Raw genomic sequence first — 14,409 nt, forward strand, 5'->3', positions numbered from 1 at the left:
CCCTTCAGTACCGGAACAGCCGGGCGGCCATCAGCCGCGAGCTGAGCAGGATCACCTTGACGATTGCGTAGTAGATCACCGCCGTGACCGCGAAATATTCAAAGATGCGGAAGGTGCGGGAGGCGAAGAACTGCGTTTCGCCCGACAGTTCGCGGAACCCCACCAGCATCCCCAGCGAGGACATCAGCACGGCCCAGACCATCTGGTTGGTGATCGGGTGATAGACGATGCGGAACACCTGCGGGATCACCACGCGGCTGTAGGCTTGCCAGGGCGTCATGCCAACGCTGCGGGACGCGCGGATCTGGGTCTCTGGCACCGCCTTGAAGCCGCCTCGGAAGTTCTCCGCCAGGTAGCCTGCGCAGTTGAAGGTCAGCCCCGCCAGCACGATCAGATATGGCGACAGATGCAGGCCGAAGGCGCCGAGGCCGAAGCCGAAGAAGAACAGCTGGAACAGCGCAGGCGTGTTGCGGGCCAGCTCCACCCAGGCGGTGGCGAACCAGTAGACCGGCCCCTTCAGATGCAGCCGCGCCAGCGCCAGGCAGAGGCCGATCACGATGCCAAGCACCATCGCCAGCACCGCTACCTGCAGCGTCAGGGAGGCCGCCTCCAGCAGGTCCGGCAGGCTTTTCATCACCGGCCGCCAGTGAAAATTATAGTCGAACATGTGGGGTTATGCTCCCTGGCCCCTGCCAGCCGCCGGGAGAGCGCGGCAGGCAGGGGCGGGTTTCACCGTTGGGTCAGTACAGCACGCCGGGGATGCGCAGTTCAGGCGCGTCGCCGCCGACGTATTTGCCCCACAGTTCCGCATAGCGGCCCGAACGCACCTGGTGGGTGACGAACAGGTTCAGGAAGTTGATCCAGGTGACATCTTCGCGCTTGCCCACGACCGAGGTGTAATCGGTGGTCCAGGGCATCCGCGGGCCGGCCGCCAGGGTCTCATACTGCTGGGTGACCGGCAGTACCGCGGTATTGGTTGTCAGGCCGATGTCCGCCTTACCCTGCGCCACCGCCAGGAACACCTCGTTCTCGGACTGATAGCCCTGGTAGTTGCCCTCTTCGCCCCATTCGGCGGCGATTTTCAGCCATTCCTGCTCCGGCACGGTGCCGATGGCGCCGGCCACCCGCTTGCCCTTGATGTCCTCGAAGCTTTCGATGCCGCTTTCGGTGTTCACGACGCCCTGGGCGAAATAGATCGCGTAAGGAATGGTGAAGCCGACGGTGCGCGCCCGCGCCAGGCTGTCGGAGGTGGCGCCGAACACCACATCGGCGCGGCCCGTCACGATGGCAGGCAGGCGCTCGGCCCAGGTGACCGGCAGGATCTCGGCATCGACTTCTAGCGCTTCCGCCAGGTCGTTGCAGTAATCGACGTCAAAACCCGCGGGCTCGTTGTTGGCATCGCGGTAGCCGATCGGCGGGAAATCCAGCACCACGCCGCAGCGCAGGGTGCCGCGGTCCACCACATCATCCAGCGTATCCGCAAGGGCAGGTGCCAGCGGCACCAGGGCAAGCGCCGCAGCCGCGGCCAGCGATTTGAACATGAGATCCTCCTGTCGGTATTTGTTGTGGAGAATCAGATACAGGATATTGGATACATAATCCACAAAAACATTGAGACCGGAAAATCCCGTTCAGTTCAGGGCGCTTGCGGTGACAGTGGCTGTGCCGCGGCCTCTGCGGCAAATTGGCGGTGACGCGAATCGGGCTGCGGGCGTCGCATACGGATATTCCTGCGGCATTTTGGACCTCTGCCGGCCTCCAGGATTTCGCGCGTAATGCCTTGGAAATAATGGATTCCGGCGGCTTCTGAGCACGTGGCTGGCAGCGTTCGGCGGCTCTGCGGATTGCCCGTTTCAGGGCCGGCTAGGAAAATCTTAGGAAGAGCGCCTTAGGCAAGGGGGAACGATGGCCCGTAATCAAAGGACCCAATAAATATGCCTGCCTTCCTCTACCGACTGCCGGTGCGAATCTACGCACTTGCCGCGCTTGCGCTCAGCCTGACTGCCGGGCTGACCTTCCTGATGCTGTCCCACTCCGTCAAGAACGCCTATGAAATGCGTTATTCGGAGCTGCACAACGTCACCGATGCGGCCGTCAGCCTGCTGAAGGATCTAGAGGAAGGCGTCAAGACCGGCCGCTTCACTGTGGAAGAGGCCCGCGATATCGGCCGCGAACGCCTGACCGCGCTGCGGTTTGGTGAATCCGGGTATGTCTTCGTCTTCGACCACGACCTGGTGGTGCAAGCGCACCCCACGGTGCCTGCCTGGAACGGCACCAATCAGGGCGGTTACGAGGATGTAACCGGCATCAAGGTGTTCCAGGAACTGGAGAAGATCGCCGCCACGAAAGGGGCGGGGGAGCTGACCTACTACTTCAAGAAGCCGGACTCCGATGTTGTCGAAGCCAAGATCGGCTATGTGCAGGCCTACAAGCCCTGGGGCTGGATCGTTGGCACCGGCGCCTATGTCTCCGACATCGAGGCCGACGTGGCGCGGATGCGCAATCAGGCGCTGGTGGTCTTCGGCGGCAGCCTTCTGCTGCTGTGCATTGCCGCCTTCTTCATCACCCGGGGCGTCACCGGCCCGCTGAACGGGCTCAAGATCCGCATGCAGCAAATGGCAGAGGGCGACACCGACAGCGAAATTCCGTCGTCGGAGTCGCGCAGCGAACTGGGTGAGATCGCCCGCAGCCTTGACGTGTTCCGCCAGGCGCTGATCCGCCAGCAGCAGATGGAAGAGGCCGAGCAGGCCCTGAACGAGAAGCGCAGCAAGGTGGTGGCTTCGCTCAGCAGCAAGCTGTCGGCGCTGTCGCAAGGCGACTTGACCGCTCAGATCAATGAGACCTTCCCCGAGGATTACGAGCAGCTGCGCCGGGACTTCAACACCACCGCGCAGAACCTCAGCGCCACGGTGGAGCAGGTGATCGCCGCTGCCGGCAGCATTCGCAACGGCGCCGCCGAGATCAGCCAGGCCTCCGACGACCTGTCGCACCGCACCGAAAGCCAGGCCGCGACGCTGGAACAGACCGCCGCGGCGCTGGATGAGCTGACCGCCAGCGTGAAATCCGCCGCCGACGGCGCCCGCAGCGTCGAGGCCACCATGGAAGAAGCCAAGCAAGAGGCCCGCAGCAGCGGCGAAGTGGTGCAAAGCGCAGTGGCTGCAATGACAGAGATCGAACAGTCCTCGAACCAGATCAGCCAGATCATCAGCGTGATCGACGACATTGCCTTCCAGACCAACCTGCTGGCGCTGAACGCAGGTGTCGAGGCCGCCCGTGCAGGCGAGGCCGGGCGCGGCTTTGCGGTGGTGGCTTCCGAGGTGCGGGCACTGGCGCAGCGCTCCTCCGATGCGGCGATGGAGATCAAGACGCTGATCTCCGACAGCTCCGGACAAGTGGCCCGCGGCGTCGATCTGGTGGGCAAGGCCGGCGATGCGCTGCAAAGCATCGTCAGTCAGGTCACCCATATCTCGCAGCTGGTTTCCGGCATCGCGGAAGGCGCCGCGGAGCAGTCGACCGGCCTCAACGAGATTAACACCGGCGTCACCCAGCTGGATCAGGTGACGCAGCAGAACGCGGCGATGGTGGAAGAGGCCACCGCAGCCGGCCACATGCTGAAGACCGACGCCTCCAAGCTGAGCGACCTGGTCGCCCACTTCAAGATCCCGGGCGGCGGCCACGCGGCAGCCCCGGCAAGGGCCGCCAGCGTCCCCGCGCCAATGCCGACCGCCCATGGCAGCGATGACTGGAACGTGCAGCCTGCCCCCCAGCCCGCCGCCGTGGCTCCATCGGATGGCAATGCGGCACGGGATCTGTGGCAGGACTTCTGATCCGCCCGCTCAACCGCAGCAGCAACAAAAAACGCCCGGGGAGAAATCCCCGGGCGTTTCCCGTTTCAGGCTGTCTGCTGGGATCAGCCGATGATGGCGTTCAGCGTCGCGCTGGGACGCATCACCTTGGCTTTCAGCTCCACGCTCGGGCGGTAGTAGCCGCCGATGTCGGCAGGCGCACCCTGCGCGGCTGCCAGCTCGGACAGGATCTGCTCTTCCTTGGCGCCCAGCTCTTCGGCGATGGGGGCGAAATGCGCCGCCAGCGCGGCGTCTTCGGTTTGCGCAGCCAGCGCCTCTGCCCAGTAGCGGGCAAACCAGTAGTGGCTGTCGCGGTTGTCGGGCTGGCCGACCTTGCGCGAGGGCGAGCGATTGTGGTCGAGAATGCCCTGGGTTGCGTCCTCAGCCGCGCGGCCCAGCACGCCGGCCTTGGCGTTGCTCTTCACATCCGCCAGGAAGTTCAGCGACTCGCCAAGGGCGCAGAATTCACCCATCGAATCCCAGCGCAGGTGGTTTTCCTCGACCAGCTGCTGCACGTGCTTGGGAGCAGAGCCGCCGGCGCCGGTTTCAAACAGGCCGCCGCCCTGCATCAGCTTGACGATCGACAGCATCTTGGCCGAGGTGCCCAGCTCCAGGATCGGGAACAGGTCGGTCAGGTAGTCGCGCAGCACGTTGCCGGTGATGGCGATGCTGTCCTTGCCTGCGGTGATGGTCTCCAGCGACTGGCGGGTGGCTTCGCGCGGCGCCATGATCTGGAATTTGCCGGCAACGCCGGCCTTCTCCAGCGCAGGCTTCACGTATTTGATCAGCTCTGCGTCATGGGCGCGGTTTGCGTCCAGCCAGAAGATCGCCTCGGAGCCGGTCAGCCGCTGACGGTCCATCGCCAATAGAATCCAGTTCTCGATTGGCGCCTTCTTGACGGTGCAGGCGCGCCAGATGTCGCCGGTTTCCACGTCATGCGAATGCAGCGTATCGCCGTTTGCCAACACGATGCGGATGGTGCCGTCTGCGGGTGCTTCAAAGGTGGTCGGGTGGGAGCCGTATTCCTCTGCCTTCTGCGCCATCAGGCCGACGTTGGCGACCGCGCCTGCGGTGGTCACGTCCAGCGCGCCGTTGGCTTTGAAGAAATTGATGGTCTCGTCATAGACGGTGGAATAGCAGCGGTCCGGGATCACGCAGTTGGTGTCGCCCTTGTTGCCGTCCTGATCCCAGCCCTTGCCGCCGGCGCGGATCACCGCGGGCATCGAGGCGTCGATGATCACGTCAGAAGGCACATGCAGGTTGGTGATGCCCTTGTCGCTGTCCACCATGTACATGTCCGGGCGCTCAGCGCGTACAGCTTCGATGGCGGAGGTGATTTCCGCATTGCCTTTGACGCGTTCCAGCAGGTCGCCCATTCCGGAGTTCGGGTTCACCCCCAGCGCCTCCAGCTCGGCGCCATATTTCTCGAACACCGGGGCCAGCCAAGCCTTCACGGCGTGGCCGAAGATGATCGGGTCGGAGACCTTCATCATGGTGGCCTTCATGTGCAGCGAGAACATGGTGCCGTCCGCCTTGGTGTCGGCAATGGCGTCAGCCAGGAAGGACGACAGCGCCTTCACCGACATGAAAGTGGCGTCGGCCACGGTGCCTTCTTCCAGCGGCCAGCCGTCCTTGAGCACGGTGACGGCGCCGTCTTTGGCCACGAACTCGATCCGCGCGGCACCGGCCTGGGCGGCGGTGATGGTTGCGGATTTCTCGTTGGCGTAGAAATCGTTGCCGGGCATCGAGGACACTTTGGTCTTGCTGTCGGCCGACCATTCACCCATCGAATGCGGGTTCTTCTGGGCAAAGTTCTTTACCGCCTTGGCGGCACGGCGGTCGGAGTTGCCTTCGCGCAGGACCGGGTTCACCGCGGAGCCCTTGATCGCATCATAGCGCGCACGCGCTTCTTTTTCGGCGTCGGTCTTGGGTTCTTCCGGGTAGTCCGGGATGTCGTAGCCCTGGCCCTGCAGTTCCTTGATGGCGGCGGTCAGCTGCGGCACCGAGGCGGAGATGTTCGGCAGCTTGATCACGTTGGCGTCCGGGGTCTTCACCAGCTGGCCCAGCTCGGCCAAGTCATCGCTCTGGTGCTGTGCCTCGGTCAGGTTCTCCGGGAAGGCAGCGATGATGCGGCCGGCCAGCGAGATGTCCTTGGTGCCGACAGTGACACCGGCGGCGGCGGCGAACTTGCGGATGATCGGCAGGAAGGATGCCGAGGCCAGTTCGGGCGCTTCGTCTACAATGGTATACAATATGTCCGGGGTTTGATTTTCTGCCATGTTCCACAACCTTTCAGCGATCTCGGAGGCTTATAGGGCGACAGCGCGGACAGGCCGCGCCGGGTTCGGGTAGTCCGGTGCTGCCGCGGCTGCGCCCGGAAAACGGGCGGGTCCGGCCTGGGCAGCCATGGGTGTGGCCCCCATGTAGAACACGATTGCTGCGGGCGCAATGGTTTGGCGCATCCGTACCCCCGCGCGGATTGCCGCAACGGAGAAAGGGGCGCTGCCCCACAGGTTCGAATTTAAGAGGGCGCTGCCCCTCTTGGGCCGCCGGCCCAATTCACCCCGGAGTATTTCGGGAAAGATGAAAACGGGAGGGGGTTACTCGCGCAGCTCGTCCGGGGCGACGCCCCAGAGCTTTTTCTTCGGCGCCCAGCCGCTGTAGCCGCCGGCCGAGATTTCGCACCAGCTAGCCTCGCATTCGCCAAGCCGGGCCACCACGCCCAGTTCAAAGGCGGCAGTCACAGGCGCGCGGGTGTCCGGGCGGGCGTGAACGGTCAGCATGTCCTCTTCCACCAGCACGGTGCGTACGCCCGAGAGCAGCGCATAATGCACCCAGCCGCCGGCGCCGTCGCGGTCCTGCACCCGGCGCCAGTGGCCGTATTCGGCGGTGATCTCCAGCGGCATGCCGCGGCGCTTGAACACCCAGTCGATCTTGTGGCTGAGCGACGGGCCGCGGCGCACATTGCCGGTGGCGGCCTTCATCGAAACATAGCGGGGCAGGGGGAGGTTGGTGACGGGGCCGCGGGATTCGGCCGCGCAGAAGGTGCCGGTCAGCACCACAACTGCTGCTGCCGCTGCCAGATGGCGGATTGCCAACGCCGCGTTTCTCACTGCCTGCTCGCCTCTTCTTGCCCAGCCGGGTTGCGCCCAGCCTTTTGTTCCGGTCTTCTGCCCGTCTTGTTATATCCCCGCCGCGCCGGGAAAATTTCAGGCCGGCAGGCAAGGGAATGCGGTTGGGTTCTTGTGCCTCTGCGCATCCTGCGCCACGATGCCATGGAGGCGTGCGGAATGAAAAGCCCAAGGGAGAGCACAAGTGCCAAGAGACCGACTGAGTGTTGTCGTTACGCGACGGTTGCCGGAACCTGTGGAAACCCGGCTGAGCGAGCTGTTCGATGTGCGCCTGCGCGAGGATGACACACCGATGACCCGGAGCGAGCTGGCGGCAGCGGTAAAGGATGCCGACGTGCTGGTGCCGACGGTGACAGATACCATCGACGCGGGCCTGCTGGGCCAGGCCGGCGACCGACTGAAGCTGATCGCCAACTACGGCGCAGGCGTTGACCACATCGACGTGGCGACCGCCCGCCAGCGCGGCATCCTGGTGTCCAATACCCCCGGCGTGCTGACCGATGACACCGCCGATATGGCCATGGCGCTGATCATGGCGGTGGTGCGCCGGATGCCCGAGGGGCTGGCGGTGATGCAGAAGGGCGACTGGCAGGGCTGGGCGCCGACCGCGTTCCTGGGCGGGCGGATTGCCGGGCGGCGGCTCGGCATCCTCGGTATGGGCCGGATCGGCCAGGCGGTGGCCAAGCGCGCCGCTGCCTTTGGCATGCAGATCCATTACCACAACCGCCGCCGCCTGCGCCCTGAGGTCGAGGAGAAACTGGAGGCCACCTACTGGGAAAGCCTTGATCAGATGGTGGCGCGGATGGACGTGATCTCGGTGAACTGCCCCTCGACGCCCTCTACCTTCCACCTGATGAACGCCCGGCGGCTGAAGCTGATGAAGCCCTCGGCGGTGATCGTGAACACCTCCCGTGGCGAAGTGATCGACGAGATGGCGCTGACCCGGATGCTGCGCGCGGGCGAGATCGCAGGCGCCGGACTCGACGTCTATGAGCACGGCACCGACATCAACCCGCGCCTGCGCGAGCTGCCCAATGTGGTGCTGTTGCCGCACATGGGCTCGGCCACGATCGAGGGCCGGATCGAGATGGGCGAAAAGGTGCTTTTGAACATCAAAACCTTCGAAGATGGCCACCGGCCGCCGGATCAGGTTGTGCCGTCAATGCTTTGAGGCTATCGGCGGGAAACCGCCGTTCCTCAATGCAAGAAGACAATAGACATGCGCAATTCCCTGATTCCCGCCCTCCTGTGCGTGCTGGGAGCACTGCCCGCTGCCGCGCAGGACTGGCAGGCTGCGGCCGAGCTCGACCTTTCCCTGTCCCGCAACAGCCGCAGTGGCAGCGCCCTGAACAGCTCCGGCGGCCCGCTGGAGGAGATCGAGGATTACTCCATGGCGCGCATCAGCGCCCGGATGGCGCTGCAGGGCAGCGGCCCGTTCCGGCTGCAACTGAGTCTGCTGCATGACGAAGGCCGGGCCGAAACCATGGTGCAGGGCGAGGACAGCGATGACACCTATGACGGCAGCAGCCAGCTGTCGCTGCAAATGGGCCTGGCCGCTGAACGCCATTACTTTGGCGGTTTTGCCGCAACCGGTGACGTGGCCTTCAATCCGGATGACAGCGACCAGGACGCAGACTACAGCGCCTACGGCCTGGAAGGCGCCTGGCATAACGGCAACCTGACCCTCAGCGGCCAGATCGGCCGCCTGGATTCCGAGGCAGAGAATCCGGAAACACTGTCAGACGCCAGCTTTCTGGCGCTGGGCGCAGGCTATGCGCTGCGGGACCACACCTGGATCAGCGCGCGGGCTGCCTATGCCGGCGGCGACCAGGACACCGATTCCGGCAGCGGCCCGGACGATGTGGACCTGCTGGCCCTGGGGCTGGAGATTGAGCGCGGCTTCGCCATCGCCGGCGGCCATCAGGCGTCGCTCTATGGCGGCGCCGACTGGGTTCAGGTGCGCGAGGGCAGTAGTTCGGGCGCAGCGAACGAGGTTTCCGATCTGGTCATCGGAGTCGGCCTGCGCATCACCTTCGGCGCGCAGGGCGCTGCCGAGCGCAGCCGCCGCTTTGCCCCGCGCCTGCCGGAATTCGGCCGCTGGCTGGGGGCGGTCCCTGCGGTTGACTGATCCCGCGCTGCCGCTGTTTTCCCGTGTGCCGCCGCTCCGCTTAGTCTAGGCTGAGCGGCGACACATGAGGAAAGGACGGCACATGCGGTATTCAGCACTCATCCTTGGTCTTCTGGCAGGCAGCAGCGCGCTGGCGCAGGAGGCCGCTGATGCGGTCGCGCCCGAGGCAGCAACAGCCGGCACATTTGAGGCGATTTCCCCCGAGGTGGCCGCCGCACTGGAGGCCAAGGCTGCCGGCAACGCGGTCGAGGCTGAGAATTGGATGGTGGCAGCCGCCAACCCGCATGCGGTGGAGGCCGGAGCGGCGGTGCTGCGGGCAGGCGGCACAGCGGCGGATGCAATGGTCGCGGTGCAAACCGTGCTGGGGCTGGTCGAGCCGCAATCCTCGGGCCTTGGCGGCGGTGCGTTTCTGGTCTGGTATGACGCCGCCAGCGGCGATCTGACCACGCTGGACGGGCGCGAAACCGCGCCGCTGGCGGCCACGCCCACCCTGTTTCAGGATGAAAACGGCGAACCGCTGAAATTTTTCGATGCTGTGGTTGGCGGCCGTTCCGTCGGCACTCCCGGCACGCCAGCGCTGCTGGAAGAGGTCCACCGCCGCTGGGGCCGCGCCAACTGGCCGTCGCTGTTTGAACCCGCGATCAAACTCGCGGAGCAGGGCTTTGCCGTTTCTCCGCGGCTGGCCGCGCTGGTGGCGGGTGACGCCGAGCGGCTGGCCCGCTTTCCGGCCACAGCCGCCTACTTCTTGCCGGAAGGGGAACCCATCGCAGAAGGCGCAACCCTGCTGAACCCGGACTATGCCGCCACGCTGCGGGCGCTGGCTGAGGGCGGGGCGGGGGCGTTCTATTCCGGCCCCGTCGCGGCAGAGATCGTCCGCGCCGTGACCACAGCCGAGGGCAACCCCGGCGTGCTCTCCGCCACCGATCTGGCGCTGTATCAGGTCAAGGAACGCCCGGCTGTTTGCGTGGCTTACCGCGATTTCGAGGCCTGCGGCATGGGGCCGCCGTCCTCCGGCGCGCTGACCGTGGGGCAGATCCTGGGGATGCTGCAGGGCTATGATCTGGCGGAACTGGGTTCTGACAGCGCCGAGGCCTGGCGGCTGATCGGTGACGCTTCGCGCCTCGCCTTTGCCGACCGGGGCCGCTACATGGCCGACAGCGACTATGTGCCGGTGCCCACTCATGGTCTGGTGGCGGCGGATTACCTGGCCGCCCGGGCGGAACTCTTGAAGGGCGATGATGCGCTGCCCGAGGTGGCACCGGGTTCGCCCGAGTTCGACCATGCCCTGCTGGCGGATGACGAGTCGATTGAGCTGCCCTCGACTTCGCATATCTCGATTGTGGACCAGTACGGCAACGTCCTGTCGATGACCACGACCATCGAGAACGCCTTTGGCGCGCGGCTGATGGCGGGCGGGTTCCTGTTGAACAACGAACTGACGGATTTTTCCTTCCGCACCCACGCGGACGGGGTGCCCATTGCCAACCGGCTGGAACCGGGCAAGCGGCCGCGCTCATCGATGGCGCCGACGATTGTGCTGAAGGACGGCAAGCCGGTGCTGGCCATCGGCTCCCCCGGCGGCAGCCGCATCATCGGCTATGTGGCCAAGTCGATCATTGCCTGGGCTGACTGGGGCATGGACATCCAAGAGGCGCTGGCGCTGCCGCATCTGGTCAACCGCTTCGGCACCTATGATGTTGAGGCAGGCACCAGCGCAGAGGAGCTGTCAGAGGCGCTGACGATGATGGGGTATGAGGTCAATGCCCGCGACCTGACCTCCGGCTTGCATGCGATTGAGATCGGTGACGGGCTGAAAGGCGCAGCGGATCCGCGGCGCGAGGGAATTGCACTGGGCGGTTAAGGGCAGGCCGGGCAGCACGGGGCCTACCGGGTAGTGGGTATTGCTTGCCCGCAAACCCCATGCGTAGGTTAACAGGTGAATTGTTCCGGGGCGCCGCGCCCCGCCGCCAGGGGAGGCCGCCATGGTCCAAGCCACATCACTGCCGCGCAACGAAGCCGGGATCGCCGCCGCCATCGAGGCGCTTTCGCAGCAGTTCGGAGACCGGCTGCAGACCGGCCAAGCAATCTGCGAGCAGCACGGCCACACCACCACCTGGATCACCAACCAGGCGCCGGATGCGGTGGTCTTTCCAACCTCCACCGAAGAGGTCGCGGACATCGTCAAGGTCTGCGCTGAACACGGCGTGCCGGTCATTCCCTTCGGCACAGGCACCTCGCTGGAGGGGCATGTGAACGCCCCCGCCGGCGGTATCTGCGTGGACATGATGCGGATGGACCAGATCCTGGCAGTCAATGCCGAGGATCTCGACGTGGTGGTGCAGCCCGGTGTCACCCGCGAGCAGCTCAACACCTACCTGCGCGATCAGGGGCTGTTTTTTCCCATCGACCCCGGCGCCAATGCCTCGCTCGGCGGCATGGCGGCGACGCGGGCCTCGGGCACCAATGCGGTGCGCTACGGCACCATGAAGGACAACGTGCTGGCGCTTGAGGCGGTGATGGCCGACGGCGGCGTGATCCGCACCGCGCAGCGTGCCAAGAAATCCTCCGCCGGCTACGACCTCACACGCCTTCTGGTCGGCAGCGAGGGCACATTGGGCCTGATCACCGAACTCACCCTGAAACTGCAGGGCATTCCGGAGGCGATCCGCTCTGCCCGCTGCTCCTTCCGCACCGTGGATGAGGCCTGCCGCGCGGTGATGATGACCATCCAGTACGGCATTCCCGTTGCCCGCATTGAGCTGCTGGACGAGATGAGCGTGCGCGCCGCCAACGCCTATTCCGGCCTCGACCTGCCGGAAACGCCGCTTCTGCTGCTGGAATTCCACGGGTCCGAGGCAGGCGTGGTGGAGCAGTCGGACATGTTTGCTTCCATCGCGGAGGAATTCGGCGGCTTCGACATCGCGGCGACCTCCACGCCGGAAGAACGCAGCAAGCTCTGGCAGGCGCGCCACGACATGTACTGGGCCTGCCTGCAGCTGCGCCCCGGCGCCAAGGGGATCTCCACCGATGTCTGCGTGCCGATTTCGCGGCTGGCGGAATGCGTCGGCGCTGCGCGGGAAAAGGCCGAAAGCATGGGACTGCTGGCGCCGATGGTCGGCCATGTGGGCGACGGAAATTTCCACGCTCTGCTGCTGATTGACATGGACAGCGGCACGGAGCGGCAGAAGGCGGACGAATACATCGGCTGGCTAAACGAGATGGCGATCGAGATGGATGGCACTTGCACCGGCGAGCACGGCATCGGCCAGGGCAAGCGTCCCTACCTGCAGCAGGAACTGGGCGAGGCGACCCGCTACATGGCCGCCATCAAGGCCGCGCTGGACCCGGAGAACATCCTGAACCCGGGCAAGATCGTCGAGATGTGAGAGGCGCGCCGCCGCCGCTCCGGGCTGACAGCGGGACTTGAGTGTTGGGGCAAAGATGAAGCGCAGCCTGTCTCATCTTCTCTGCAAAAATACTCGCGGCGCAGCGGCACAATGCAGCGCTCGGGGTGTTGCGCACCCTGCGCACGCTGGCCTCACGTGATCTTAAACTGCCAAGGGCACACTCTTCCCTGATCGCGGTCACCGCCGGGCCTGACACCCCCGGCACCCAGGAACAGGGCCCTGTGGCAAGGGCACGCAGAGACAACGTTCAGCGTGCGGGAGAACCTCTCCCGTCCCGCCTCCGCCCCTTGGCGGCGCCGCCACTCCTATCCGCTGGCAGACAGCATCCAGGAAACAGGCAAACAGCAGCACCGGCACCAACAGCAGCCTGGCAGGTTCAACCTGACCGGGTTCAGGCTCCGTTTTTTCGCGTCTGCGCCGCAATCCCGCCAGAAACAGCCCTTAGCCGGGCGGTAATGGTTTGAAAACTTTTCAATGAGGGCATTATGAGCGTCAAGCAATTGGCAGGCTTTGCAGCTGTCTGCGGGCTGGTTTTTCTCGGTGTCGACTATGAGCAGCAAGCCCGCCGGGCGGGGATTGGCTTCGCAGAACTGGGCGTGTCGGGCTACGCGGCCACAATCAATGACCGCTATCTGGGTTTCAAGGCGGAACGCCGCGAGGCGGAACTGGAACAGGACCGCCGACGCCGCTGGCAGCTGGGCGGCAAGCCTTATCTGCCCGAAGCGCCTGCCGGAATGGAACGCTTCAGCCTGCCTGACCGGCCGGGCATGTTCACCGCGGAAATGGCAAAGCCGGAGGACGGGGCCGATCCGCTGGCAGAGCTGGACCAAGCGCTGGACAGCGCCCGCCAGCAGAACTGGGCCAACGATCAGCATCCTTACAGCTGGGGCTACAGCAAGGATGGAGAAGTGGTTGTCGTCAGCGTCCGGCTGCGCGGCAAGCTGAACCCGAACACCCTGCAAGGGATGGTCGCATCTTCGATGAGCAGCATGACCCTGCCTGAAGATCCCTATGCGGTGATCGGCGGGGTTGCCTTTGGCAGCGATGGGGGCTTCCGCAAGGACGGCCGCAAGCTGCGTGATTTCAAGGGGATCGTCGGGCTTGGCGAACGGGCCACGATTCAGGTCTGGGCCGACGCCTCTGATCACACCATTCGGACGGTGCTTTCTGCCATCGACTACGACGGGCTGAACAGCCTGCTGCTGCAGCCGGTTCCCACAGTTGGGAATGACGTGACTGTGCCGTCTGCTGCCGAACTGGACCTGGCCGAAGCGATCACCAGGCTGCGCGGTGAGATGCGCAGGATTGAATCCCGGGCAGCGCAGCTCAAGATGGAGGACATCGACCCCGGCAAGCTGGTTGCCGGGGCGCTGACGGGCACCGTGGGCCACATGGATGTGACCGGCGGCGGGGTTCCGGATGTCGCGGCGACGCTCGAAACCGTCTTCCGCGAGCGCCTGACCCAGCTCATGGCCGAAGCCGGGGCCGCCAAGGGCGGTGCCGCCTTCCAGCAGGCAGAGCAGACTTTAGCCGATGAAGGCGCAGACGGCGAAGATTCTGCGCGCGGCGGCCTGGGCAAGCTTGCGGGGCTGACCAGTACGCTGCTCGGCGTCTTCAAGGGCGGCAGCAGTCAGGCGGCCGGCCCGGCCCCGGCGCCGCAGGACACCGGAACTACCTCGCAGGTCACGGTCAGCAAGGGGCTGGCGGGTGACAGCAGCCAGGCCAGCGGCTGCATCCGGCGCGGCACCACGCTGACTTGCGACTGATCCTGGCAGGGAGGCCAGGCGGCAGCTTTGACCCCGCCTGCGCCTCTCTTCGCTTTTCTGCCGGAAAAACGCCGCATTCCTGTGCGTGACTAAACCCAAGCCGAAACCAGCAGACCGGAACCGGAGGGCAGA

Annotated in this window: 10 protein-coding genes; 6 read left to right on the forward strand and 4 right to left on the reverse strand. The window is 65.3% G+C overall.

Going from position 1 to position 14,409, the window contains the following annotated elements; all coding sequences use genetic code 11:
* Nucleotides 1-4: 4 nt before the first annotated feature.
* Complete coding sequence (locus tag KUW17_RS10430; RefSeq protein WP_222478767.1) at nt 5-667, reverse strand: amino acid ABC transporter permease; 663 nt, start codon at nt 665-667, stop codon at nt 5-7.
* 73 nt (nt 668-740) lie between these two features.
* The gene (locus KUW17_RS10435) at nt 741-1,541 is read right to left on the reverse strand and encodes a transporter substrate-binding domain-containing protein (RefSeq protein WP_222478769.1); all 801 of its coding nucleotides are present in this window, start codon (nt 1,539-1,541) and stop codon (nt 741-743) included.
* Nucleotides 1,542-1,934: 393 nt separating this feature from the next.
* Between KUW17_RS10435 and KUW17_RS10440 the strand changes: the two genes are divergently transcribed.
* Nucleotides 1,935-3,827, forward strand: coding sequence for a methyl-accepting chemotaxis protein (locus KUW17_RS10440; protein WP_222478771.1), 1,893 nt, complete (start codon nt 1,935-1,937; stop codon nt 3,825-3,827).
* Nucleotides 3,828-3,910: 83 nt separating this feature from the next.
* Here KUW17_RS10440 and KUW17_RS10445 read toward each other — a convergent pair whose 3' ends face one another.
* Complete coding sequence (locus KUW17_RS10445; protein ID WP_222478773.1) at nt 3,911-6,124, reverse strand: NADP-dependent isocitrate dehydrogenase; 2,214 nt, start codon at nt 6,122-6,124, stop codon at nt 3,911-3,913.
* A 321-nt stretch (nt 6,125-6,445) separates the two neighbouring features.
* On the reverse strand, nt 6,446-6,943 hold the full coding sequence (locus tag KUW17_RS10450) for an SH3 domain-containing protein (RefSeq protein ID WP_222479715.1): 498 nt from the start codon (nt 6,941-6,943) through the stop codon (nt 6,446-6,448).
* A 217-nt stretch (nt 6,944-7,160) separates the two neighbouring features.
* Here KUW17_RS10450 and KUW17_RS10455 point away from each other — a divergent pair, with 217 nt between their 5' ends.
* The 5 genes from KUW17_RS10455 to KUW17_RS10475 all read left to right on the forward strand — a co-directional run bounded on the left by KUW17_RS10455 (nt 7,161) and on the right by KUW17_RS10475 (nt 14,277).
* Nucleotides 7,161-8,147: a 2-hydroxyacid dehydrogenase gene (locus KUW17_RS10455; RefSeq protein ID WP_222478775.1), complete on the forward strand. Its 987-nt coding sequence runs from the start codon at nt 7,161-7,163 to the stop codon at nt 8,145-8,147.
* 48 nt (nt 8,148-8,195) lie between these two features.
* A complete protein-coding gene (locus KUW17_RS10460; protein WP_222478777.1) occupies nt 8,196-9,104 on the forward strand; it encodes a hypothetical protein in 909 nt (302 codons plus the stop codon).
* Between the two features lie 82 nt (nt 9,105-9,186).
* Complete coding sequence (gene ggt, locus KUW17_RS10465; protein ID WP_222478779.1) at nt 9,187-10,965, forward strand: gamma-glutamyltransferase; 1,779 nt, start codon at nt 9,187-9,189, stop codon at nt 10,963-10,965.
* A gap of 121 nt (nt 10,966-11,086) precedes the next feature.
* Complete coding sequence (locus KUW17_RS10470) at nt 11,087-12,490, forward strand: FAD-binding oxidoreductase (protein ID WP_222478781.1); 1,404 nt, start codon at nt 11,087-11,089, stop codon at nt 12,488-12,490.
* 506 nt (nt 12,491-12,996) lie between these two features.
* Nucleotides 12,997-14,277: a hypothetical protein gene (locus KUW17_RS10475; protein ID WP_222478783.1), complete on the forward strand. Its 1,281-nt coding sequence runs from the start codon at nt 12,997-12,999 to the stop codon at nt 14,275-14,277.
* The last annotated feature ends 132 nt before the right edge of the window (nt 14,278-14,409 follow it).

The sequence above is a fragment of the Leisingera aquaemixtae genome, from assembly GCF_019801145.1.
Classification (GTDB): domain Bacteria; phylum Pseudomonadota; class Alphaproteobacteria; order Rhodobacterales; family Rhodobacteraceae; genus Leisingera; species Leisingera aquaemixtae_A.